This is a genomic window from Andreprevotia chitinilytica DSM 18519 (genome assembly GCF_000711875.1).
GTDB lineage: Bacteria > Pseudomonadota > Gammaproteobacteria > Burkholderiales > Chitinibacteraceae > Andreprevotia > Andreprevotia chitinilytica.
In genome coordinates this window covers 102,803-126,936 of record NZ_JONM01000003.1, presented here as the reverse complement: position 1 = coordinate 126,936, position 24,134 = coordinate 102,803, and the positions used below count along the sequence as shown (strand labels likewise).

Below are 24,134 nucleotides of genomic sequence, written 5' to 3'. Positions count from 1 at the left end.
AACGTTACGCCAGCGATCTCGCGTCCGCTTTGGGCGGTGCGATATGCTCCGGGCATGACGTATCGCCCTGCTCTTGCCAACGCCGTGTTCGTTTTTTCCGTGGCCTTGCTGATTGCCGTGGCGATTTGGTATGTCGAAGCGGGTGGCAACCAGCCTTCCAAGGCAAGCATGCATCTGACCCAAGCCGAGTGGCAGGTGACCGATGCGCCGGGGTTGAGCGCGCCACCGCCCGTCATGGAGAGCAAGGCTTTGCCGGCTGCATGGCGGCACGTCGCGCTGCCCTTGGCCTTGCCCCCCGATACGGCCCGCCAAAGCGGCATGAATGCCTCCCCCGCGACCGGCAGCAACGTCCGTGTCACCTGGATCAAGCTGGCCACGCCCGGACCGCTAATCGCCGCCGGGCCACTGGCGATCTATGGCGTGCGCATCAGAACCGAGGGCACCATCGCGGTGTACGCCAACGGCCAACTGGTGTACCGGGCTCAGCGGCAAGGCCCGCTGTGGAACAGCCTGTTCACGCCGCTCTGGCTTGTGCTGGACAAGCGCGCCGACGACGCGCCAGTGAGCGAGATACTGGTCCGGATGGAGCACGCGCCCCCTACCCGGGTAGCCTTGTCCTCCGTGTGGCTAGGCCCAGCCGAGGCACTGCGAGGACACTACTACCTGCGCCAATTACTGCAGCGGGAATTCCCGGCGACGCTCAGCGCCGCGTTTCTGACGGTGGGCGTGTTTGCCTTGTTCGTATGGCTCAAACGCCGCCACGACACAGACTACTTACTGTTTTTCAATCTCGCGGCCGTCTCTTTTGGGGGGCACCTGCACTACTACGTGAGCCTGCCGATTACCGGCGGCTGGTTTGCCTGGCTGACCGCCAATGCCTTGTTCTGGCTCATCGTGGTCGTGCATTTTTTCCTGTGCCAGCTGCACGGCCGCGCACTCAAGGGATTGACGCGTGCCGTGACCGGGATAACGGTCCTGATCAGCGTGCTGACGCTACCCACGGTGGCGATCTTGCCGGTGTATCCGTCCCCTTCGGTACTCGTTCAGGTGGTCTATGCCATCGCCGTATTGATGGGCGCAATCGTCGCCTTGGTGGGGGGATTCTGTGCCTGGAACCGTTCCAGGGAGGGATGGCTGGTCGCCGCTGGTGTCGGTATCTGCACCTTGTTGGGCCTGTCTGATTGGCTGCAATACGCCAACCTCATCGGTCCGGAAGGCTGGTTTCTGGGGGCCTATACCAATGCCGTCACGTTCGGCACCTTCGGCATGCTGATGTATCGGCGCTACGTCAACGCCATTGGCGAAGTGGAGCAGATCAACGCCAGCCTGGCGCAACGCCTGCAAGCGCGCGAAGCCGAACTTGAGCTGAGCCACCAACAATTGCGCAAGGCGGAGCTGCGACAAACGATCAGCGATGAGCGCCAGCGGCTGATGCAGGACATGCACGATGGCCTGGGCTCATCGCTGATCAGTGCGATCCGCTCCGTGGAGCATGGCGAGATCAGCGAGCTTAAGGTCTCGCAAATCCTCAAGGGCTGCCTGGACGACCTGAAGCTGACCATCGACTCGATGGAGCCGGTCGAAGCCGATCTGCTGCTGTTGCTGGCCACGCTGCGTTTCCGGCTGGAGCCCCGTCTGGAAGGCACGGGCATTGCATTGCAGTGGGAGGTACGCGAGGTGCCGACCTTGCCTTGGCTTGATCCTTCCAGCGCGCTGCATATCCTGCGCATCGTTCAGGAAAGCATCGCCAACATCCTGCATCACACCCAGGCCAGCGAGATCAGGGTGAGCACCGCATTGGCAGGGGCCGGGGTACGGGTGAGCATCGAAGACAACGGTCAGGGCTTCGATGTTGAAAAAACCTTGGGCGCGACGGCAGGACGCGGCCTGCACAACCAGCGTCGCCGCGCCCAGGCCATCGATAGCACGGTGACATGGCATTCAGAAGCAAGGGGGACGCGTTTCACGCTGTGGCTGCCGCTGGAACGCGAGGTGCAGATGCCTCATCCGGCCCAATGATGATCGCGCCTGCTGAAACAACCTGAGCGCGTCATCTGCCGCGCCTCGTCGAAGAGATCGAAGCGTGGCAGAAACCCCGGTCAGAATGGATTGCCGAGCGTGAAGTAGAACCGCGCCATGCGATTGTCGCCATAGGCGCCGCCGAGATAGATCGGGCCAAGGAAGGTTTCCATGCCCCAGAACGCGGTCGTCGAGTAATGCCATGACTCGTTCGAAGGGCCGACCGGGCCATAGACACGGCCACTTTCCAGGGCGAGGCCGATATTGCCCAGCTTCTGCCCGAAGAAGTCGAACGGCCGGTAGACCGACAGGCGCCCGTACAACAGCGACTCCCCCGCAAGCTCCTGGCTGCGATAGCTCGATAGCTTGAACAGGCCGCCGAGCCAATCCAGATCGGAAATCGAATCGCCCTTCTGAAAGTGCCCGCGCAGCATGGCGTGCCCGGCCACATTGCCCCACTCCGCCGCTTGGGTAATGCGGAATCCGCCGATCTGCGAGTTTTCCGAGACATCGCCGCCGTGGCCGATGGCGCGGTAGCCATAGAGCTGGACTTGCTGCCCGTGCGTGGGGAAGTTGAGCGAATCGAGTTGATCGAAATTCAGGCTGGCATGCAGGCCATAGTCGTAGCCATAACCGCTGCCGTTCAGCTGCGGGCTGCCCACCGACAGCCGCAAGCTGCCTGATTGGTATTGCACGCCAGCCCGCACCTCGCCGTAGCTGTTCCAGCTGGAGCCGATATCCAGACCGGCTTTCGTCTGCTGATATTGGTATTCCGCTTGCCGTGTACCGCCCTGCCAGAAATCCAGCGGCCGCTCTCGCGTGTAGGCGAATGGCGCCACGAAGGCGAGACCATCCAGTTGCAGCGGTTGATAGAACTCGGTGCCGATCAGGCGATCCTCACCGACCCGCACCGCCGCCAGCCACTCCGCACCCAGGCTGTTGACCCACGGCCGGCGATAGCGCGCGGTCAGGCTGTAGGGGTTCGAGCTGGCGAAATCGGTGCCGACCGAGAGGCCAAAACTCAGGTAGTTCGGGCCCCAGTCTTTTTCGAGCGGAATCAATTTCAGATGCTGGCCTGCGCCGGTGTCGGTCAGCTCGTAGGTCAGGCGGCTGAAATCGCCACGGCCGTAAACGCGGCTCAATTGCTGATCCAGATGCTCCACGTCGAGTGGCTTGCCCGGCGTGACATCCAGCGCTTCTCGCACCACATCCGGGTTCACGCGTTTGAGGCCGGCCAACTCCACACTATCGATCGGCTTGGGGGCAAGGCGTCTGTCCTGGCGGGCGATCAACCAGCCGCGATATTGCTCGGCCGGGGCGGTGTAGCGTTTGATGGCGGCCAGCTGATCGCGGGCAGCTTTTTCACCGGCGGCGATCATCGGTTTGGCTTTATCGAAATCGGTGGAGGCCAAACCACCGAAATCAGGTTGCAGCAGCACATCACGCGATGTCATGGCCTGCTCCTGAATCTTGGTGTTCTGCACCACCATCAGGCGGGCCAGTTGATCGGCCACATCCAGCACGCTGCGAATCTGCTCGCTTTTGAGCGGCGGCGTGCCGACATCGACGGCAATCACCACATCGGCATGGCATTCCGACTTCGCGATATCGACCGGCAGGTTGCGGGAGATTCCGCCATCGACCAAGGTATGCCCGTTGCGCTCGACTGTGGCAAACAGACCGGGCACGGCCATGCTCGCACGCATGGCGGTCACGATGTCGCCATCGTTCATGACCACCATGTTGCCGTTTTCGAGATCGGAGGCGATAGCACGGAACGGCGTCGCCAGCTGATCGAAATGCTGCACCGTGCCGGCCAGGGTCATCTCGCGCAGAAAGCGTTCGATCGGTTGCGAGCTGACCACCGAGCCGGGCAAGCCGAGCTTGCCGTCATCACCGAGGCCGATTTCGAGCTGGGTCACCTGAATGCGATCGTTTTCTTTTTGTCGATAGATTTTTTCAGCGCGCGGCGCCTGGGTGCTCAGCAAGCTTTGCCAATCCGCCTTCAGCACGCGAGCTTCCAGTTCTTCTGGCGTGCGGCCTGCTGCGTAGCCCCCACCGACCAGTGCGCCCATGCTGGTGCCGATCACGCAGACGAGCGGCACGTGTTCTTCTTCCAGCACCTTGAGTACGCCGATATGCGCCAGACCCCGCGCACCGCCACCGCCAAGCACCAGCGCGACCCGTGGCGCATTGGCGGTGCCAATGGGCGCATCAGCCGCATTGACCAAGATCGGCGCTGCCATCGCCAGCACCATCGCTAGCACGAATTGCGCGCCCACAATTCGATAAAATCCGCCAAGAATTACTGCCATTCGCATCCGGGAATGCCTACACTCGATTTATCGTGCTCGGTAGTGTACCCCATGCGTTTGATTGCCCATCGTGGCCTGTCTCGCGGCGCTCCAGAAAATACGCTCGCTGCCTTTGCAGCGGCGCTTTCCGCCGGATTTCATGGCATAGAAACAGATTTGCGTTTGTGTGCGGATGGTGAAGTGGTGTTGTTCCATGACCGGCTATCGCCCTTGGGCGAGCCGGTCGCATCGCTGACCCGCCGCCAATTGTCACAAGCAGCCGGTTATCTGGTTCCGACCTTGTCCGAAGCGCTGGAGGCCTTCCCGGATACGTTCTGGAATCTGGAAATCAAGACCCCCGCCGCCGCCCCGGCCGCGTTTGCGGAAATTGCCGCGCGCGGCATCGAACAGCAGGTGCTAATCACCTCGTTCCGGCATGAAGTCGTGCTGATGGCGGCCGAGCATCTGGATGCCGAATGCGGCTTCCTCATCGCTCATCGCCCGCCGGCACTCAACACACTGCTTTATCCCGCCATGCCGTTGCCACGCTTGCGCACCGTCGTATGGGATTACGAAGCGCTCGATCCTTACCTGCTCAATCAAGCCAATGCGCTGGGATTCCGCAATTTTGTCTATGGTGCGCTGACCGAGTACGAACACGCGCTATGCCGTGAATTCGGCGTGCATGGGCTGATCACGGACTACCCGGATTTTGTCGGTCTGAAGTCTGAACCGCCGTTGCAATAAATCCCGCGCCGGGCTTATTTCAGGGCTTATTTCAGACTGTAGTTGAGCGGCACCGTGGCCCAACCCGCAATCGGCTTGCCACCCCGCTTGGCCGGGTTGAAACGCCATTTCTTGACCGTGCGCATCGCATCGGCATCCAGCCGCTCGAAGCCGCTGCTCTTCGCGACTTCCAGTTCTTGCGGCACGCCGTCCTCACCCACCTTGATCCGCACCACCACCGTGCCCTCTTCACCCAGCACCCGCGATTGCTCGGGGTAGCGCACCGGACGGGACAGATAACTGGCTTGCGCGCTGGCACCGGTTTCTTCTTCCTTGGCTGGTACTGCGGCAGGCTTGGCTTCCGCAGCTTTCTGAGCCGATTCCTTCGCTGGCTCTGGCGCAGCTTCCTTGGCTACTTCATGCGGCTTGGCCGTTTCTGGCGGCGCGACTGGTGCAGTGTCGCTCTTGGGCAGAGGAACCGGTGGCTTTGCCAGTGTCTTGGGGGCTGCTTGGGGCTGGGGGGCTGGCTGCGGCTTGGGTGGCTCGGGTTTGACCGCAGGCGTTGCAGCAATCGGCAGTTCGATAAAGGTCAGCGATGGCGGTTCGATCGGCTCGGGCAGCTGGTCGCTGCTGGCGCGCAGCACCGCAAACAGGAGCGCGGCGTGGAGCAGTATTACGGCGGCCACTACACCGACGCGAGGAGAAGGTAGAGAGATTCGCGGTGCGGACACCGACATCGCTGCAGCATTGGAAGTCATCGCTGCATTTTAATGAGAAAGATTCTCAAGAACAATCGTGCGATATTAGGTAGGTACGGGAAAAGTGGCTTACGCCCCCATCACCGCCTGTGCCAAAGGCAGCGTCACCGTAATCGCCAGCCCGCCGCCAGCGGCATTGGCCGCGACAATGGTGCCGCCATGCGCAACCACGGCCCGCTGAGCAATCGCCAGCCCCAGTCCGTAACCGCCACTCCCCTCGCCGCCCAAGCGAACAAACGGTTCGAAAATGCGCGCCAGTTGGTCTTCCGGCACACCGGGGCCTTGGTCAGTCACGCGCACCAACACTGCCTTGCCGCCATCGGCGGCTTCCACAGCGATCCACACGGTCTGCCCGGTGATGGAATACTTGATCGCGTTGCGAACGAGGTTATCAAAGGCGCGATGCAGCAGCTCCGCCCGGCCGTGGATCACGCGTTCATTCAAGGCAGGGTCGGTCATCGCCGTATCGATGCGGATACCGCTCGCCTCGGCTTCGAAACGTGCATCGTCGGCAATCGCCTCCACCAGCTCGACCGGGCTGAAGTAGTCGTCCCACTCTTGCTTGGCGCCTGCCTCAAGGCGGGAGAGCGTCAACAGCTCGCCGACCATGGCATCCAGCCGGTGTGCTTCCAGATCGATCCGATCCAGGGTGGCGGCGATTTTCTCCGGTTGCTGGCGTGCCAAACCAACCGCCACTTGCAAGCGGGCCAAGGGCGAACGCAGTTCGTGCGAGACATCATGCAGCAGCCGCTTTTGTGAATCGACGAGCTGCGCCAGCCGATCCGCCATGCTGTCGAAATCGCGCCCAAGATCGGCAATCTCGTCGCGCCGACGGCCGATGCGCGGGCCAACCCGCACACTTAAATCACCTTCGGCAACGCGGCCAAACGCGCTGGAGATCACATGCAACGGCCGCGCCAGATACCACGCCAGCACCGCGCTGAATGCCAGACTGCCAATGCCGACGCAGATCAGCAGCGACGGCGGCAAACCGCGCCGGCCCGGTGGCGGTTCATGGCGCTCCCCCATCACAAAGAGCAGATAGTCATTGCCCTCCGGCGTATGGACTTGCTGCACGGATAACGGGCCGGGCGGCGGATCATCCAGCACACGCCGCGCTTCGGCCAGCGCCATTGGCGAGACCGGCCGGCCGAACACATCCTGCCCATCGGCATCGACCACCATCACGCGGTCGCGCACGAACGGCGGCCAGGCATCGAACAAGGCTTGCAAGGCGGGGATGCCGCCATGATGCAGCGATGCGCCGACGGCGGACGTCATCATTGCCACGCGCCCGCCTTGCGCTACCTCATTGGCTTCCCGCTGCCGGGCCTCGTTGTAGTGCGAGGCCAGCGCATCGACGATGCCCATCACCAGCACCAGCGTCAGCCAGAACCCGAACAGGATTTTCCAGAACAAGCGCCCCATCATTCGCCCACAAGCTGATAGCCGACGCCGCGCACGGTCTGGATCGGCGAGCGGCCGTCGGTGTAAGTGCCAAGCTTTTGGCGCAAGTTGCTCATGTGTACGTCCACGCTGCGGTCATAGCGGGTATGTGGCCGGCCCAGCGCACGCTCGCACAGCTCGTGCTTGGTCAGCACGCGGCCGGATGCCGCCAGCAGGAGTTCGAGCAACTGGAATTCGGAATTGGTGAGATCGAGCGCGACGCCATCCCATTCAGCGCGGCGGTACTCGGGGTGCAGCACCAACGGGCCGAGTTGCTGCAGCTTGTTGGTCACCTCGTCGCCTCGCGTGCGGCGCAGGATCGCCCGCAGTCGCGCCACCAGCTCGCGCGGCATACAGGGCTTGGGGATATAGTCATCCGCCCCCAGCTCCAGCCCCACGATCCGGTCCACGCCGTCGCCCTTGGCAGTGAGCATGATCACCGGCACCTGCGATTGCTGGCGGATTTGCCTGAGTGCATCGATCCCGTTGAGCTTGGGCATCATCACATCCAGCACCACGGCGGCGTATTGGCCGGTCAGCGCGGCTTTGACGCCCGCCTCGCCATCGAATGCGGTATCCACGCCGAACCCCTCGCTCGCAAGGTACTCCGCTTGCATCGCACACAAGTCGGCATCGTCATCCACCAACAACACGCGCACGCCTTCCATCATCAATCTCCGTCAATTAAAACGATGATCGGCCATCGCCCTCTCCACGCCAAGCCTCGCCCAGACGTTTTTTCGAAACGTTTACGCTTCGCTAACCCCTGTTTACATTGCGCCGAAGCAAACTGGTTGCCATGGGAAACGGATCGACCGATTCCCCATCGCGTCCCCTTATCAAGGAGCCAGACCATGAACATCAAACACCGTTTTGGTATCGCCGCCCTGTCCGCGGCGCTGTTGGGCGGCGGCGCCTACAGTTTTGCGGCAACCGCCTCCGATGCAATGGGCCAGCCGCCGCAAGTCAAACAGCATGATGGCCATTTCGGCCTGCGTCACGCCGACTTTGATGAAGACGAAGGCCACGGCGGCAAGGAAGGCTTCGAGCATGGCCCGCGCGGTCACCATGGCGACTTCTTCGAACATCTCGATTTGAGCCAGCAGCAGAAAGACCAGTTGTTCCAGCTCAAGCACGCACAAGAGCCGGCACTCTATGAAAAGCGCAAGGCGCTACGCCAAGCACACGAAGCCTTGCGCGACCTGACCACCAAGCCGGGTGCCGATGCTGGTCAGATTCGCAAACTGGCGGATGCGGAAGGCAAAGCCATGGCCGATCTGACCGTGCTGCGCGTGGAGTTCGAGCAAAAGGCATTTGCGATTCTCACGCCGGAGCAACGACAAAAAGCCCAGCAGATGCGCGAGAAATTCAAAGATGGCAAGGAAGGCAAACATCGCGAACCGCCGATGTAAGCGGGTATGCACGACAAGAATCGTTGCGCGTAGCCCGGCCGGCATAGCCGGCCGGGCTGTGGCATTGGAAAGCGCGTATTACGCCGCGAAACCCGCCGGCCGCCTCCGCCCCTGTTGATTCCCCAGTTTGAAAAACGCCATCAATTGCTGCAATTGCTCCGCTTGTGAACTCATTTCCTCGGCGGTTGCAGACAATTCTTCGGCCGACGACGCATTGCTCTGGGTCGTTTGAGACAACTGGTCAATGGCCTGATTGATCTGCGCAATACCGGTTGATTGCTCGGATGAGGCCGACGCGATCTCTTGCACCAGATCAGCAGTTTTGCGGATCGATGGCTGCATCTGTTCCAGCAGCTGCCCCGCCCGCTCTGCGAGCTCCACGCTGCCGCCCGCCAGCTGCCCGATTTCCTGCGCAGCGGCTTGGCTATGCTCGGCCAACTTGCGCACTTCGGATGCCACCACCGCAAAGCCCTTGCCGTGTTCACCGGCCCGGGCCGCCTCGATGGCCGCGTTGAGCGCCAACAGGTTGGTCTGATAGGCGATCTCATCAATGACACTGATTTTCTTGGCAATCTGCTTCATCGCGCTCGTGGTCTGGAGCACGGCTTCGCGGCCGTCGGTGGCATCTTTTGCCGCCTGGTTCGCAATGGCGTCATTGGCTCGTGCGTGGTCGGCGTTCTGAGAAACGGAGGCCGCCATTTCTTCCATCGACGCACTCGTTTCCTCCACGCTGGCCGCCTGCTCGGATGCCGATTGCGATAACGATTGCGACGACGCGCTGACCTGCTCCGAAGCGGCGGACAGCGATTCCGCCGAGCTGCGCACCTCGTCGATGATGCCGGACAGCTGCTCCACCATATGCTTGACCGCGAACAGGATACTGGCGCTGTCCCCCTGGGCCACAACGACTTCCACCGTCATATCGCCTTGCGCCACCCGCCGGGCGATCTCGGCGGTATAGGACGGCTCGCCGCCCAGTTGCTTGAGCAAACCCCGCGTGATGACCCAGCCCACAACCATGGCGAGCACCACCGCCAGCAGACTGAGCGCAAGGATGATTTGCCGCGCTTTCTGGTAAGACTGATCAGCTTCCTGCCCTGAAGCCTCCATCAAGTCGGTCTGAAACTTGACCATCCGGTCGACTGCAGCGACGTACTCCACCAATGTGGGCCGAAACTCACCAGCCAGAAAATCCCGTGCCGCCTGCTTGTTGCCGCCTTCCACCAAGGTGATGACTTTGTCCTGGCCAGCGATATAACGCCCCCGCACCGCAACGATCTTCTGCAGCAAGGCCTTGCCCTCCGGCAGCACGATGATCTTTTGAAACTGCTGCAGGATTCCACCGATCTTTTTTCGGTTCTCCAGCACCGTTTCCTTGTGCTGCGCAGCTTCGTCGGCATTCGCGGCCAGCACCATGTCTCGCAGGGAAATTGCGATGTTATCGACATGGCGGGTGATGTCATGCGCCATGGCCGTTTTCGGCCAGCGATCATGCATCACCGCTTCGAGCGCGCTATCGATCCGCGCCAACTGATAGAGCGCATTGGCAGCGATCACCAGCAAGAGCAACACGACCAGGCCGAAGCCCAGCCCCAAGCGTACCCCGACCCTGAAATTGGTAAACATATGCCCACCCGCCGACCTACCCGGATACAAGCGGTATAGAACAGCAAACTACGAACGCATCGGGCGGGCTGCCGGCCGGTTCTGCACCGACACCTGCGGCAATCCAATACTGGCGACATCCCTAACAACGAATAAGGTTTGTCTGACTGCGAAGCCATACACCCTCCCCCTACCATGCTCCGAGTGCGAAACACAGTCTCGGCATGAGAGACAAAAGCGGAGAAATGGCATGACGCTGAAGACACTGGACGGGGCGCTGGATCTGCTCGGTTTTTTCTCGGCCAAACGCCCCATTTGGGGCGTGCGCGAACTCGCCAAGGAAAGCGAAGTGCATTACTCGGTAGTGCACCGGGTTCTGGCTACGTTCGCAGCGCACGGCGTCCTGTTGCAGAACCCGACTACCAGCAAGTACTCGCTGGGCCTGCGCCTGTACGAACTGGGCCAACTGGTTCACAAGACCATCTCGCCCAACGACGTAGTGCAACCGATGCTCGAAGCACTGGCCAGGGAAAGCGGCGAGACCGTCTTCCTGTCCTGGCTCGATGGTCTGGAAGGACTGTGCCTGGACATGGTGCACAGCCAATACCCGCTCCGTTTCAGCATCGAACCGGGCGAGCGCTTTGCGCTGCATGCCGGCTCGCACGCCAAGGCCATGCTGGCCTTCCAATCCGAAAGTTTCCGCAATGTAGTCTATGACCGTGGCGTGGCCGGCTTCCCCGAGCTGAGTCCGCTCGATCGGGCGGCCATCGAAGCCTCGCTCGGACTGATTCGCGAAGCCGGCTGGGCCTACACCGAGAACGAAACCGCATCGCACGTCGCCGGTCTGGCCGTGCCGCTGCGCACACGCGATCGCCAGGTCATCGGTGCCGTAGCGATTGCCGGGCCGGATGAACGACTCAATCGCACGGCAATTCCCAAGCTGCTGGCGCCACTGCTTCTGGCACGCGATCAACTGGAACGGGTCATCGGCCTGCTCCGCTGATCTGCCCCCTCCCTCAACCCACCTTCAGCCAACCAGGGACCACGTATGAAAACACGTACCCAAGCTCGTTTCTTCGAACCCTTCCTGCTATTGGCCAGCGCCGCGCTTTCGGTGCTCGGCGCAATGATCGGTATGCAGCTCATCGTCTCGCTCGGCATTTCGGCCAACACCTCGATCATTGGTGCACTGATCGCCATCGTGTTCTCGCGCATTCCGTTGGAAATCACCCGCCGCTTCCGCGTGCTGGAACGGCAGAACCTGATGCAAACGGCCATCTCGTCCGCCACCTTTGGTGCGGCCAATTCGCTGATGATCCCGATCGGCGTGCCCTACGCCATGGGCATGCCGGAGCTGGCGCTGCCGATGATGATCGGCGCGGTGGTCGCCATGTTCGTGGACGGCACCATGCTCTACTTGCTGTTCGGTAGCCGCACCTTCCCCACCACCGGCACCTGGCCCGCGGGCGTTGCCACGGCCGAAGCGATCTGGGCCGGCGATCAAGGCGGGCGCAAGGCCGGTTTCCTTGGTGTGGGCGTCGCGGCGGGTGTAGCAGGCGCATGGTTTGGCATCCCCATGTCGGCATTCGGTACGGCTTTCCTCGGCAACCTCGCTGCGCTGACCATGTTCGGCATCGGCCTCGTCACCTCCGGCTATGCGCCCAATCTGTTCGGCGTAAACATCGTCAAGCTCTATATCCCGCACGGGCTGATGGTTGGCGCGGGCATCGTGGCGCTGTTTCAGGTGGCGGCCGAAATCGCCCGCTCGCGCAAGACGACCGATCTGGAGGCTGGCGCGCAGGAAGTCTCCCCGAAGAAGGCCGGCTGTATCTTGTCCGGTGGCTTTCTGGTTTACCTCGCCATCGCGATGCTGATCTCGGTCATGGCCGGGTTGATCACCGACATGTCGCTCGGCATGTTCCTGGCCTTCATGCTCTATGCCGCGCTGGCCGCTTATGTACATGAATTGATCGTCGGCATCGCCGCCATGCATTCCGGCTGGTTCCCGGCGTTTGCCGTCGCGTTGATTACACTGACCGTTGGCATCGTCATCGGCTTCCCCGCCCCCGCGCTGGCGATGCTGGCCGGCTTCTCCGCCGCCACCGGCCCGGCTTTTGCCGACATGGGTTACGACCTGAAAACCGGCTACCTGCTGCGTGGGTCTGGCTCGGATATGGCGCTGGAACGCGCCGGCCGCCGCCAGCAATACCTCGCCGCGATGACCGGCTTTGCCGTGGCTGCCATCGTGGTCATCGGCTTTCACCAGATGTTCTTCGCACGCGGTCTGCTGCCGCCGATCGACAAGGTGTACGCCGCATCGATCAATGCCGGCTCATCGGCCGAGATCGCCCGCACGCTGATCCTGTGGGCCATCCCCGGCGCATTACTGCAATGGCTGGGCGGCTCCAAGCGCCAGCTTGGCGTGCTGCTCTCCACCGGCATGTTGATCAGCTCGGCGCTCGCTGGCTGGGCGGTATTGGCCGGCTTGCTGCTGCGCTACGTGGTGAATCGCAAATATGGCGATCGCTATAGCGCGCAAATGAGCGCGTTTGCGGGTGGCGTGATTGCGGGCGATGCCATTTACAACTTCATCAACTCGATCGTGAAACTGCGCAAATAACAGCTTTCACGTCCCCCTTTTTGAAGGGGGATCGTGCGCGTGCGCATCTTTGATTCGCTCAGCCAGAGGATTTCGGCGTCGGCGAAATTTGAGATGCCGCAGCCCCCTAGCCCCCCTTTCAAAAGGGGGGAACCGCAGCGCAAATATTTTGAAAGCAGCTGTTTCAATTTCAGATGCACCGGAGAACAACCATGAACGTCGACCAGATCCGGGCGGATACCCCGCTCACCGCCAAGACCATCTACCTCGACACCGCCGCCGCATCGATCCCGCCCGATTGCGTGCTCGATACCGTGCGTGATTACGTGCTCGACACCGGCCACATCGGCATCTACCTGCCGCGCTTTCGCAAAGAGACCTATCAACGCGTCGAAGCAGTACGCAGCCAAGTGGCCAGCCTGCTCAACGCCAAGCCAGCGGAAATCGCCTTCACCCAGAACGGCACTGTCGCCATCTCGCTCATCGCGCAAGGCATAGCCTGGCAAACCGGCGACGAAGTACTGGTCGCCGATACCGAAATGCTCAGCAATCTGTTGCCGTGGCAACGGTTGGCCGAAACACGCGGCATCGTGGTCAAAAGCGTGGCGGCCAATGGCGAAGGATTGCTCTCGGCCGAAGCATTCGAGCAAGCCATCACGCCGCGCACCCGCCTGATCACCTTCTCGCACCTGCCCAACTCCACCGGTGCGGTACAACCGGCCGAGGCCATCTGCGCCGTGGCGCGTGCTCATGGTGTGTTATCGCTGGTGAACAGTGCGCAGAGCCTGGGCATGCTGCAGACCGACGTGCAGACCTTGGGATGCGACTTCCTCACCAGTTGCAGCCGCAAGGCGCTGCGCGGTATCGAAGGCGCTGGCGTGCTGTATGTGCGCGAGCCGCTGATTACCCAGCTGGAACCCTGCCTCACCGGCTGGTGGAACGGGGCCTACGACCGCGAGAGCGGCCAACTCGCCCTCGTCGCCAACGCCCGCCGTTTCGAGGCCGGTTGCCCCAACGTGCCGGCATTGCTGGGTTTGGGCGCAGCGATCGAATACGCCCAAGCCATCGGCATCGACGCCATCGAAGCCCGCGTACGCAATCTGACTACCTATGCAGTGCGGCAGCTCTCCCTGCTGCCGGGTTTCGAGCTATATGGCCCGGCCGCCACGCAGTACCGCATCAGCATCGTGCCATTCAATATCCGTGGCGCTGATCCGCAGCAACTGGTCACCGCACTCGAAGCGGCCGATTGCATCATCGAAGCCGGTCACTTCATGGCCGGCGCGATCCTCGCCCGCTATGGCGTGAGCAGCATGGCGCGGGTGTCGCTGCATTACTTCAATACCCATGCCGAGATCGACCGCGTGGCCGAACTCATCCGCAAAGCGATTTCCTGAAAGACCCCTTTTGGGAGAGGTGACAGCCTTTGTTCCCCCCTTTTTGAAGGGGGGCTAGGGGGGATTTCTGCGGCATATCAACTTGCAATGACGTCGAAATCCCCCTCAATCCCCCTTCAAAAAGGGGGAGGTAAACACCGCGGGCATTTGAAGCAAACTGCTTCGCAAATACCTGAAACAGGCTCCAAGCCATTCCCTAACCCAACTCACTACCGACACCGCCCAAGGAGGCCCCCAAATGACGCAACGTGTTCTTCTGATGAGCAGCTCCCGCAAGGACAACCTTGGTTACCTGGAGCATGCCACCGAGCAAATCCACGCCCTGCTGGAAAAGAAACCGGCCAGGATCGCCTTCGTGCCCTATGCCGGCGTGACCTTCAGCTTTGATGAATACGAAGGCCGCGTGAAACCGGTGTTCGAGCAGCTCGGTTATTCGCTCAGCTCGATCCATCACCGCAATATCGACCCGTGCCAAGCCATCGAGGAAGCCGATGCCATCGCTGTCGGTGGCGGCAACACCTTCGCCCTGCTCAAGCGCATGTACGATGCGAACATCGTCGATCTGATCCGCCGCAAGGTAAGGGCTGGCACGCCCTATATCGGCTGGAGCGCCGGCAGCAACGTGGCCTGCCCCACCATCTGCACCACCAACGACATGCCCATCGTGCAACCGCCAACCCTGCGTTCGCTCGGGCTGGTGCCATTCCAGATCAACCCGCATTTCATCAGCGGCAAACCGGCTGGCCACAACGGCGAAAGCCGCGAAGAGCGGCTGGCCGAGTTCCTGCATATCAACGCGCCGGAAACGCTGATCGCTCTGTCGGAAGGCTCTGCGCTGCTATGTGGCGACGATGCGGCCAAAGTGCTGGGCGAGCGCGGCGCGCTGCGTTTTGCCACTGATGGATCGACTGTCGCCATCGGTGAAAACGAAACATTTCAATTTTCGTCAGTCAAAGGGCCGGCAGGCTTCAGCGATTGGCCAGACTTCACGATCTGATCCGCCTGCCCACCGTACCTCCCTTTCCTCATCGACTGGAGTAATCCCATGGCTTTGCAACAAACCCTGGTTGTGTACGAGTTGCTCGACAGCGCCACCGTCAATGGCGCATCCATCGAAAAACTGCTTGAACCCTATGCAGCACTTGGCGTGACAGTCACCGTCACCACCGTCCACGACGAGCCGCCCGAAGATACGTCCAAGACCACCGACTTCGTGTCGATCCTGATTCCCGGCACCGCTGGCAAAACCGCCGGCAAGCATATGCCCACGCTGGGCGTGATCGGCCGCAACGGCGCGATTGGCGCGCGCCCGCACAAGGTCGGCATGGTGTCGGATGCCGACGGCCCCATCGGCGCGATTGCCGTGGCGCTGAAACTGGCGCAAATGAAAGCGAAAGGCGATCACTTGCCGGGCGACGTGATCGTGACCACGCATATCTCTACTGATGTCTCGATGAGCGTGAACGACGGCGTGGCCTTCATGGGTATGCCAGTGTCGTCGGAAACGATGAACGTGTATGAAGTCTCGCCGGAGATGGATGCGATCCTGTCGCTCGATGCCTCCAAGGGCAACCGCATCGTCAAGCATCGTGGCTTCGCCTTGTCGCCAACCGCCAGAGATGGCTACATCCTGCGTGTGGCAGCCGACCTGGTCGCCATCATGGAATCGACCACCGGCCAGCCTGCTGTCACCTTCCCGATCTCGCAGCAAGACATCACGCCGTACGACAACGGGCTGTATCACTTCAACAGCATCATGCAGCCGCATATCGCGACCAAGGCGCCGGTTGTTGGTGTGGCGATCACGGCACAATCGGTGGTGGGCGGTAGCGACTCCAGTGCCAACCACGAAATCGATCTGGCCGAAGCGGTGCGCTTCTGCGTGGAAGTCGCCAAGCAATTCACCAGTGGCACCTGCCAGTTCTACAGCCAGGCGGAATGGGCCAAGATTCGTAGCCGTTATCCGGATCTTTCGGTGTTCCAGACCTACGGCAACCAGTAATATCGCAGTAACATCAAGGCCCACGGGTACCTGGGGCTGCCAGATGAGACAGGGGGCGAATCGCCCCCTTTTCCTGAATCCTCCGTCCCGACTACCTAAGTCTGCCGATTATTACTATTCAAGGATCATTGAGAGCCGCCCACAAAACCCTGCTGACAAGACGCGCGAAACGCAGACAGTACATTGAGTACGGCAAGTGAGCGCAACGCAGTCCGCAGGGTTTTGTGGGTGGCTCCGATCAAAGCCTGAAATGAGCCACGCTGGTACGCAACTCCTGCGCCACACCTTCCAGTCGGCGAGCCGCCGCCGTTCCTTCTTCAGCAGCAGTCGAGGTAGCGCCAACCATGTGGACGATACGCTCGACGTTGCGGGCGATGTCCTGGCTGGCGGAGGACTGCTCGCGCAAGGCCAGCGAGATATCGTTGACGACGGACACCAGCTCCCGGTTGCCGGTCCGGATGTCCCCCATTGAAGCCTCGGCCACGCGCGCGCCGCTCACGCTGTCCTCGACCTGGTCGACGGTCGCTTCCATGTCCCGCACCGCGATGACGGTCGACGACTGCGTGTCGCTGATCAGCTTGCCGATCTCGGCCGTGGCCTGACTGGTGCGCTCGGCCAGCTTGCGAACTTCATCGGCCACCACCGCAAACCCCCGCCCCTGCTCCCCGGCTCGCGCCGCCTCGATGGCCGCATTCAGCGCCAGCAGATTGGTCTGATCGGCAATCTCGCGAATCACCGCCACGATGCCGGAAATACGGCCGGTTTCCTCGCTCAAGGTGTTGATGGTGACTGCGGCCTGCCGGATGCTGCCGGCCACGCGATCGATATCATCCCCCACGCGGCGGATGTTCTCGCCGCCGGTTTCCGCAGCCTTGCCGGCCCGCTCGGATAGACCGTACGCAGTGCCAGCATTGTCGGCCAGATGATTGACGCCAACACTAAGCTGTTCGATCGCCGCAGCCATCGCCGCTGCCGCATCACTCTGGCCGCGTGCACTATCGGAAATCCGCCCCGCACCCGCGCTGGCCCCGACCGCCTCGCCGTTAAGCTGCTCGGCCAGCGCACGCAAGGTCTTCACATTGCCGGCCAGACTCAGGCGCACCGCTTCCACACTGGCCAGCACGCTGTCACGGTCCCCGTGTTTCAGTACTACGGCGTGACTAAGATCACCGGCCGCGAGATCGCGCATGATGGCGCGGGCAGCGTCGGGCTCACCGCCGATCTGGCGCATCACCGAACGCACCAGCCAGCTACCCAGCAACGCCGCCAACACCACGGCCACGACAGAAACGGCAATCACCACCGCCTCGATGCGCTGCGTCGCCGCCGTGGATTCATCATGCGCGCGCGCCACCTGCGCTTCGGTGTCCTTGATCCAGCCGTTCAACAGCACCTGCATCGGTGCCCAGGCCAGGAAATTCTCGAACTGGGAAATATGATCGCGCGCATCGTCGAGCGAACCCGCGGTGATCAGGTCGCGTGCTTCGGTTTGGTATTGCTGCTGCAACTTGCGCAGGGCGAGAAATTTGGTGAGCCGCTTTTTGTCGCCTTCGTCATTGCTGACCAATGTACCTAGCGTCGCTGCAGCCGAATCAATGGCAGCCGATGCGGCATTGAGGCTGGCAAGCGCTTTGTCATCAGTCGGATCGATATAGAAACTGCGCAAGGACAAGCTGCTGGCCTGCGCCAAGCCGTACAGCCGATTCACCGCCAGCAACTCGGCCTGATCGCGCTCGACGAAGCGGTCAATACGGGCACGGCTGTTATGGAGACCCCAGAGAGAGATCAGCGCGGTCGCCACGAACAACAGACAAACAGCGCCAATGACGGCGCTCAGGCGGTGGGACAGCTTCACGGTCACTCCGGGCCTTGTGGGCAGCAAGTTAAGGGGGGTGAACAGCCGATGCTATTCGTATGACATGAAAATATTGCGGCCGATTCTCCCCCGCCGTTTCAATCGCTTCCTATTGGTAGTTTCGGATAAGTGATTTCCACGGTTATATGCCCCCGCATATACAGTTCGGGCCGGCATATATGCCGGCCCGAATCTGGTTTTTGTAGGTGCGAGCTTGCTCGCGATGGCAATGGCGAATGAAACAGTGCCATCGCGAGCAAGCTCGCTCCTACATGGGCAACAAAAAACGCCGCTTTCCTCGAAGGAGAGCGGCGTTTTTTTGCTTCAAGCGATCAGCTCAGCAGCGTTTATGCCCCCTCCTCCATCGACATCAAGCTGGCATTGCCCCCAGCCGCCGTCGTATCCACCGACAGAGTGCGCTCACAAGCGAAACGGTACAGATAATGTGGGCCGCCCGCCTTCGGGCCGGTGCCGGACAAGCCTTCACCGCCGAACGGCTGCACCCCCACCACCGCGCCGATGATGTTGCGGTTCACATAGGTATTGCCGACATGCAAGCGCCGAGTGATGCGCTGCACGGTGGAATCGATGCGGCTATGGATGCCAAGCGTGAGGCCGTAACCGGTAGCGGCAATGGCATCGCACACAGCGTCCAGTTGATCGGATTTCCAGCGGATCACGTGCAGGATCGGGCCGAATACTTCGCGCTTGAGCAATGACAACTCGGCGATTTCATAGGCACGCGGCGCGAAGTAGGTGCCATTGGCAGCCGCCGCTGCATCCAGGCCATTGATCTCGCAAACGTGGATCAACTTGCCGGCAACATCCATCGCCTTGGCGTGCTCGACCAGCGTGGTGCGAGCCTCTTCATCGATCACCGGGCCGACGTCGGTGCGGATATCTTCCGGGTTGCCGATGCGCAGTTCCTGCATTGCGCCGCGCAGCATGCCGGTCACCTTGTCGGCCACGTCGTCCTGAATGAACAACACACGTAGCGCCGAGCACCGCTGACCGGCCGAGTTGAACGCGGAGGCGAGCACGTCGCGCACCACCTGTTCCGGCAAGGCGGATGAATCGGCGATCAGCGCGTTCTGGCCACCAGTTTCGGCGATCAACGGCACGATCGGGCCGGGCTTGGAGACAAGCGCCATGGCAATCAGGCGGGCGACTTCGGTCGAACCGGTAAACGCCACGCCGCCACAGAGCGGATGCGACGTCAGCGCGGCACCAACGCGACCGTCGCCTGGCAGGAAGTGCAACACGTCGCCCGGTACGCCCGCTTCGTGCAGCAAGGCCACCGCCAATGCACCACACAGCGGTGTCTGTTCGGCCGGCTTGGCGACAACAGCGTTGCCCGCCGCCAAAGCCGCCGCGATCTGCCCGGCAAAAATCGCCAGCGGGAAATTCCACGGGCTGATGCAGACGAACACGCCGCGACCATGCAGCGACAAGGTATTCAACTCGCCGGTCGGCCCCGGCAGCGTGATCGGCTCGGCGAACTTCTCGACCGACTGGGCGGCGTAATAGCGCAGGAAATCGACCGCCTCACGCACTTCAGACAACGCGTCGGCTTGCGTGCGACCGCCTTCGCGCACCACCAGCGCCACCAGCTCCGGCAGGCGGGCCTCCATCAGCGCAGCAGCGCGGTTCAATGCCGCGGCACGCTCGACTGCCGGCGTACGCTCCCAACGCGGGAAAGCAGCAGCGGCACTTTGCATCGCTTGGTCGACTTGCGCCGACGTGGCATCAGCACAGCGGCCGACCACTTCGCGGCGGTTGCCCGGTGCCATCACCGGCTGGAATTGACCATCGACACTTTTGCCATTGATGACCGGCTGGGCGGTGTAAACCACCTGCTTGCTGCGGGCGATGGCATCGGCTTGTTGCTTGAGGGTTTGCGTATCGAACATGTCCAGTCCTTGGCTGTTGGCGCGCGAGGGTCCGAACAGGTCACGCGGCAGGAAAATACGGGGGTGGGCGCTGGCGCGTTGTTCGGCCAGGGTGGCGGCTTTCTCGACCGGATCGGCGATCAGTTGCTCGATCGGCATATCGGCATCGGCAATGCGGCTGACGAAGGAGGTATTGGCGCCGTTTTCCAGCAGGCGGCGCACCAGATAGGCCAGCAAATCTTCGTGACTGCCGACCGGGGCGTAGACGCGACACGGGCGGTTCCATTTGTCCGCGCCGACCACTTCGCGGTACAGCTCTTCGCCCATGCCGTGCAGCCGCTGGTATTCCCACTCGCTCTGGTCGCCAGCGATAGCGGCAATCGCGGCCAAGGTGTGGGCGTTGTGCGTGGCGAAGGCCGGGTAGAACGCGACCGGATCGGCCAGCAGGCGGCGGGCGCAGGCGATGTAGGACACATCGGTATTGAGCTTGCGGGTGAATACCGGATAGCCGTCCAGACCACGCTCTTGCGCCATCTTGATCTCGGCATCCCAATACGCCCCCTTCACCAGCCGCACCATGATGCGGCGGCCGGCGCGGTGGGCCAGATCGGCCAGCCAGTCGAGCACCGGCAAAGCGCGTTTCTGATACGCCTGTACCGCCAGACCCAAGCCATCCCAGCCCGCCAGATCGCGATCGAGCGCCAGCGCTTCGATCAGATCGAGCGAGATTTCCAGCCGGTCGGCTTCTTCGGCATCGATGGTGAAGCCGATGCCAAGACCCTTGGCTTGCAGCGCCAGCTTTTTGACACTGGGCAGCAGCTCTTGCATCACGCGTTCGGTTTGCCACACCTCGTAACGCGGGTGCAGCGCGGAGAGCTTGATCGAGATCGACGGGGCTTCGAGCGGCGGCAAGCCAGCAGCGGCTTTGCCAATTTCGGCGATGGCGTTGGTGTAGGAGACGAAATACTTCTGCGCATCCGCCATGGTGCGGGCGCCTTCGCCCAGCATGTCGTAGGAATGGCGATAGCCGACCTTCTCGGCTGCCTTGGCACGATCCAGCGCTTCGACGATGGTGCGGCCCATGACGAACTGCTTGCCGAGAATGCGCATGGCGGCGGCAACAGCCTGGCGGATTACCGGTTCACCCAGACGAGCCAGCGCGCGGCGGAAGATGCCTGCGCCGTCACCATCCACGCCAACGATGCGACCAGTCAGCATCAAGCCCCAGGTCGAGGCATTGACGAAGGTGCTTTGCGAGGCGCCCAGACGCTTTTCCCAATCCGCCGAGCCGATCTTGTCGCGAATCAGCAAATCGATGGTGTCGGCATCTGGAATACGCAGCAGCGCCTCGGCCAGACACATCAGCACGATGCCCTCGCGGGACGACAGATCGTAGGTATTCATGAAGGCATCGATGCCACCACTGGAGAGGCGATGCTCACGCACGCTTTCCACCAGTGGTTTGGCGCGGCGGGCGATTTCGCTGCTTTCCGCTGCGGAAAAACGCGCCTTGGCGATCAGATTGACCATGCAATCGGTTTCGTCGATACGGAAACGGTCGTGGATGCGGGCACGCAGGGCGGCGGTATCCATGATGGGGTGCGACTTGTTCATTGCGTGGGCACTCAAGAAATAGGCCGGTTGATCGTTGGCGCTCGCTTGGTCGTTTGAACTGGCAAACACACCTACGACGTCATACTTCATCTGCACAATCACAATACAACAGCACATTGTTCTTTATATGTAGGTACTTTCCAGAACTAAACCATTGAAAAACTGCAAAACTGCGGTCAAATCACCCTGACATTTGTGCGACTGGCAGTCAGCCATTGCAATCACGCCATCCCACCCACATCTTTTTCTCATGTCGCAAGCAACCCACAGCACCAATCCCCCGCCCCAGAGTCACGGCACAATCGCTTAGAATCCGGTCATGCTGAATGAACGCGCCCAAATCCTGTTGCGTACGCTGGTCGAGCGATACATCGCCGACGGCCAACCCGTGGGCTCGAAAACGCTGGCCCAGGCGGCGGGCCTCGACGTCAGCCCGGCGACGATCCGCAACGTGATGGCGGAGCTGGAAGACCTCGGTTTCATCGCCAGCCCGCATACCTCGGCCGGGCGCATTCCCACCTCGCGCGGTTATCGTTTCTTTGTCGATTCGCTGATGATTGCGCAGCAGCGCGAGTTGTTTGATCCAGCCCGCGTCATGGCGGCGCAGATGTCGTCGGCCAGCATTCCCAGCGATAGTCCGCAGCGCAGCATCGCCGCCGCATCGCAGCTTTTATCCCAACTCACGCACTTTGCCGGCGTGGTGGTGATGGGCAAGCGGCAAGAGGCTGTTCTGCAACATGTAGAGTTCCTGCGCCTCTCGGACAACCGCATCCTGCTGATCCTGGTGACCAACGACGGCGATGTGCAAAATCGCATCCTGCATACGCAAACGGTCTATTCGGCAGCGCAACTGATCGAGGCGGCCAATTTCCTGAACCAGCATTGCGCTGGCCACACCCTGAGCCATCTGCGGGCCTTCGTTGAGGCAGACGTCTTTGCGCTCAAGGGCGAAATGGTGGCGTTGCTCAATGCCGCCGTCAGCCCGGCTACCGGCGGCGAGCACCTGCTGATTTCCGGCGAACGCAATCTGCTCGATAGCGATGATCTGGCGGCCAACGTGCAACGCTTGCGCCAGTTGTTCGATCTGTTCGATCGCAAGACGGCGTTGCTGCAATTGCTGGAACTCGGGAACCAAGCGGAAGGGGTGCAGATCTTTATTGGCGGTGAATCAGGCCTGGCACCGCTAGACGATTGTTCGGTGATCGCCGCGCCCTATCACGCCAACGGCGAAATTGTCGGCACGCTCGGCGTCATCGGCCCGAGCCGGATGGCCTACGAGCGCGTCATCCCCATTGTAAATATCACGGCTAAGCTGCTATCGAGCGCGCTGTCCCAATGAGCGCCGTTAACAAAACCCTGCTGGCTGCGTTACGCTCACTTGCCGTACCTTATGTACTGCCTGCGTTTCGCGTGCCTTGCCAGCACCGCTTTGCTGGGTAACGGTTATCCAGCGCGCCTTATCCCGGAATCCCCATGCGTAAAACCCTCATCACGGCGCTGTTCGCGCTGTTGCCCTTTTCTGTTGCTCACGCCGACGAGGCCCTGCTGGCGCGCCCGGAAGTGCAGGAATACCTGAACCAGGTCTCATCCGAGCAAGGCTTCGATCGTGCCGAGCTGAACGCCCTCTTCAAGCGCGTCAATACGAAGCCAAACGTGCTGGACATCCTCGACCGGCCCTCCACCAGCCGGCCGTGGTATCAGTTCCGCGATAATTTCATCAACCCGACCCGCATCGTTGGCGGTGCGCGTTTCATGCGCCGCTACAAGACCGAGCTCGACGCCATCGAAGAACGCTATGGTGTGCCGCCGGAGATCGTCACCGCTGTCATCGGCTGCGAAACCCTGTACGGCCGCAACACCGGCAGCTTCCGCGTGCTGGATGTGCTGACCACCATTGCCTTCGATTACCCGCGCCGCGCTGATTTCTTCATGAACGAGCTGACCGAATTCCTGATCCTGGCGCGCGAAGAAAACGCCGATCCGCTGTCCTTCATGGGCTCCTACGCCGGCGCGATGGGTTGGCCTCAGTTCATGCCGTCGAGCTTTCGCAAATACGCCGTCGACTGGAATGGCGACCACCATCGCGATATCTGGGGGACACCGGTCGATGCCATGGCCAGCGTTGCCAACTTCCTCGTCGCCTATGGCTGGCAAAAAGGCGGCGCGATCATGCAACCGGTGAACGTGGCCGGCGACCAGATCGAGCCCTTGCTGGCGGACAAATTCAATCTGCATTACACGGTGGAAGCGCTGATGCAGAAAGGCGTAACACCGCTGACCGAAACCGACCCGGCGCAGCAAGCGGTGCTGTTCACGCTGGAAACCGAACCGGGCTTCACGCGCCATTACCTCGGCTTCACCAATTTCTACGCGCTCACCCGCTACAACAAGAGCACCTTGTACGCGAGCGCCGTCGCCGGCTTGGCGGATCAGATCCGCAAGGCGTATACCGAGACCAAGGATTTGACGACGCCGCAGCCCAAAGTGGCCGCAAAGCGTAAATCGCACTGGTGAGCAG

17 protein-coding genes are annotated in these 24,134 nt (G+C 61.6%); 10 read left to right on the top strand and 7 right to left on the bottom strand.

Annotated features, from left to right (window positions below):
• Positions 1–54: 54 nt before the first annotated feature.
• Complete coding sequence (locus BR41_RS05785) at positions 55–2,019, top strand: sensor histidine kinase (protein WP_035054027.1); 1,965 nt, start codon at positions 55–57, stop codon at positions 2,017–2,019.
• An 80-nt stretch (positions 2,020–2,099) separates the two neighbouring features.
• Here BR41_RS05785 and BR41_RS05780 read toward each other — a convergent pair whose 3' ends face one another.
• The gene (locus BR41_RS05780; RefSeq protein ID WP_169741254.1) at positions 2,100–4,334 is read right to left on the bottom strand and encodes a patatin-like phospholipase family protein; all 2,235 of its coding nucleotides are present in this window, start codon (positions 4,332–4,334) and stop codon (positions 2,100–2,102) included.
• Between the two features lie 51 nt (positions 4,335–4,385).
• Here BR41_RS05780 and BR41_RS22725 point away from each other — a divergent pair, with 51 nt between their 5' ends.
• Complete coding sequence (locus BR41_RS22725; RefSeq protein WP_051710288.1) at positions 4,386–5,060, top strand: glycerophosphodiester phosphodiesterase; 675 nt, start codon at positions 4,386–4,388, stop codon at positions 5,058–5,060.
• 26 nt (positions 5,061–5,086) lie between these two features.
• Here BR41_RS22725 and BR41_RS05770 read toward each other — a convergent pair whose 3' ends face one another.
• From BR41_RS05770 to BR41_RS05760, 3 genes are all read right to left on the bottom strand, one after another.
• Positions 5,087–5,725: an energy transducer TonB gene (locus BR41_RS05770; protein WP_051710285.1), complete on the bottom strand. Its 639-nt coding sequence runs from the start codon at positions 5,723–5,725 to the stop codon at positions 5,087–5,089.
• A gap of 141 nt (positions 5,726–5,866) precedes the next feature.
• On the bottom strand, positions 5,867–7,216 hold the full coding sequence (locus BR41_RS05765) for an ATP-binding protein (protein ID WP_156970572.1): 1,350 nt from the start codon (positions 7,214–7,216) through the stop codon (positions 5,867–5,869).
• A gap of 8 nt (positions 7,217–7,224) precedes the next feature.
• Positions 7,225–7,911 carry a response regulator transcription factor gene (locus BR41_RS05760; RefSeq protein WP_035054020.1) on the bottom strand — a complete coding sequence of 229 codons (687 nt, stop codon included), beginning with the start codon at positions 7,909–7,911 and terminating at the stop codon, positions 7,225–7,227.
• Between the two features lie 186 nt (positions 7,912–8,097).
• Between BR41_RS05760 and BR41_RS22720 the strand changes: the two genes are divergently transcribed.
• The gene (locus BR41_RS22720; RefSeq protein ID WP_051710275.1) at positions 8,098–8,655 is read left to right on the top strand and encodes a Spy/CpxP family protein refolding chaperone; all 558 of its coding nucleotides are present in this window, start codon (positions 8,098–8,100) and stop codon (positions 8,653–8,655) included.
• Between the two features lie 78 nt (positions 8,656–8,733).
• Here the strand turns inward: BR41_RS22720 and BR41_RS05750 are convergent, their stop codons facing one another.
• Complete coding sequence (locus BR41_RS05750) at positions 8,734–10,281, bottom strand: methyl-accepting chemotaxis protein (protein ID WP_051710270.1); 1,548 nt, start codon at positions 10,279–10,281, stop codon at positions 8,734–8,736.
• 229 nt (positions 10,282–10,510) lie between these two features.
• Between BR41_RS05750 and BR41_RS05745 the strand changes: the two genes are divergently transcribed.
• From BR41_RS05745 to BR41_RS05725, 5 genes are all read left to right on the top strand, one after another.
• Positions 10,511–11,263: an IclR family transcriptional regulator gene (locus BR41_RS05745; protein ID WP_035054018.1), complete on the top strand. Its 753-nt coding sequence runs from the start codon at positions 10,511–10,513 to the stop codon at positions 11,261–11,263.
• Positions 11,264–11,308: 45 nt separating this feature from the next.
• Complete coding sequence (locus BR41_RS05740) at positions 11,309–12,880, top strand: OPT/YSL family transporter (RefSeq protein WP_035054016.1); 1,572 nt, start codon at positions 11,309–11,311, stop codon at positions 12,878–12,880.
• Between the two features lie 191 nt (positions 12,881–13,071).
• Complete coding sequence (locus BR41_RS05735; protein ID WP_035054015.1) at positions 13,072–14,256, top strand: aminotransferase class V-fold PLP-dependent enzyme; 1,185 nt, start codon at positions 13,072–13,074, stop codon at positions 14,254–14,256.
• A gap of 259 nt (positions 14,257–14,515) precedes the next feature.
• The gene (pepE, locus tag BR41_RS05730; RefSeq protein ID WP_211251676.1) at positions 14,516–15,253 is read left to right on the top strand and encodes a dipeptidase PepE; all 738 of its coding nucleotides are present in this window, start codon (positions 14,516–14,518) and stop codon (positions 15,251–15,253) included.
• 48 nt (positions 15,254–15,301) lie between these two features.
• A complete protein-coding gene (locus tag BR41_RS05725; protein WP_035054010.1) occupies positions 15,302–16,258 on the top strand; it encodes a DUF1177 domain-containing protein in 957 nt (318 codons plus the stop codon).
• Between the two features lie 238 nt (positions 16,259–16,496).
• Here BR41_RS05725 and BR41_RS05720 read toward each other — a convergent pair whose 3' ends face one another.
• Together BR41_RS05720 and putA are read right to left on the bottom strand one after the other, a co-directional pair.
• Entirely contained in the window at positions 16,497–18,113 is a 1,617-nt protein-coding gene (locus tag BR41_RS05720) for a methyl-accepting chemotaxis protein (protein WP_051710268.1), read from the bottom strand.
• A gap of 347 nt (positions 18,114–18,460) precedes the next feature.
• Positions 18,461–21,616 (bottom strand): bifunctional proline dehydrogenase/L-glutamate gamma-semialdehyde dehydrogenase PutA, encoded by a 3,156-nt coding sequence (putA, locus tag BR41_RS05715; protein ID WP_035054315.1) that lies wholly within the window; start codon positions 21,614–21,616, stop codon positions 18,461–18,463.
• Between the two features lie 319 nt (positions 21,617–21,935).
• Here putA and hrcA point away from each other — a divergent pair, with 319 nt between their 5' ends.
• Both hrcA and mltB read left to right on the top strand, forming a co-directional pair.
• Positions 21,936–22,955 carry a heat-inducible transcriptional repressor HrcA gene (hrcA, locus tag BR41_RS05710; RefSeq protein ID WP_035054007.1) on the top strand — a complete coding sequence of 340 codons (1,020 nt, stop codon included), beginning with the start codon at positions 21,936–21,938 and terminating at the stop codon, positions 22,953–22,955.
• Positions 22,956–23,089: 134 nt separating this feature from the next.
• Positions 23,090–24,130: a lytic murein transglycosylase B gene (gene mltB / locus BR41_RS05705; RefSeq protein WP_051710265.1), complete on the top strand. Its 1,041-nt coding sequence runs from the start codon at positions 23,090–23,092 to the stop codon at positions 24,128–24,130.
• The last annotated feature ends 4 nt before the right edge of the window (positions 24,131–24,134 follow it).

What these genes read in the sequence shown, in the direction of transcription:
- BR41_RS05785 (WP_035054027.1), top strand. Translation starts at nt 55, where the DNA reads ATGACGTATCGCCCTGCTCTTGCCAACGCCGTGTTCGTTTTTTCCGTG.
- BR41_RS05780 (WP_169741254.1), bottom strand. Translation starts at nt 4,334, where the DNA reads ATGGCAGTAATTCTTGGCGGATTTTATCGAATTGTGGGCGCGCAATTC.
- BR41_RS22725 (WP_051710288.1), top strand. Translation starts at nt 4,386, where the DNA reads ATGCGTTTGATTGCCCATCGTGGCCTGTCTCGCGGCGCTCCAGAAAAT.
- BR41_RS05760 (WP_035054020.1), bottom strand. Translation starts at nt 7,911, where the DNA reads ATGGAAGGCGTGCGCGTGTTGTTGGTGGATGACGATGCCGACTTGTGT.
- BR41_RS22720 (WP_051710275.1), top strand. Translation starts at nt 8,098, where the DNA reads ATGAACATCAAACACCGTTTTGGTATCGCCGCCCTGTCCGCGGCGCTG.
- BR41_RS05750 (WP_051710270.1), bottom strand. Translation starts at nt 10,281, where the DNA reads ATGTTTACCAATTTCAGGGTCGGGGTACGCTTGGGGCTGGGCTTCGGC.
- BR41_RS05745 (WP_035054018.1), top strand. Translation starts at nt 10,511, where the DNA reads ATGACGCTGAAGACACTGGACGGGGCGCTGGATCTGCTCGGTTTTTTC.
- BR41_RS05740 (WP_035054016.1), top strand. Translation starts at nt 11,309, where the DNA reads ATGAAAACACGTACCCAAGCTCGTTTCTTCGAACCCTTCCTGCTATTG.
- BR41_RS05735 (WP_035054015.1), top strand. Translation starts at nt 13,072, where the DNA reads ATGAACGTCGACCAGATCCGGGCGGATACCCCGCTCACCGCCAAGACC.
- pepE (WP_211251676.1), top strand. Translation starts at nt 14,516, where the DNA reads ATGAGCAGCTCCCGCAAGGACAACCTTGGTTACCTGGAGCATGCCACC.
- BR41_RS05725 (WP_035054010.1), top strand. Translation starts at nt 15,302, where the DNA reads ATGGCTTTGCAACAAACCCTGGTTGTGTACGAGTTGCTCGACAGCGCC.
- putA (WP_035054315.1), bottom strand. Translation starts at nt 21,616, where the DNA reads ATGAACAAGTCGCACCCCATCATGGATACCGCCGCCCTGCGTGCCCGC.
- hrcA (WP_035054007.1), top strand. Translation starts at nt 21,936, where the DNA reads ATGCTGAATGAACGCGCCCAAATCCTGTTGCGTACGCTGGTCGAGCGA.
- mltB (WP_051710265.1), top strand. Translation starts at nt 23,090, where the DNA reads ATGCGTAAAACCCTCATCACGGCGCTGTTCGCGCTGTTGCCCTTTTCT.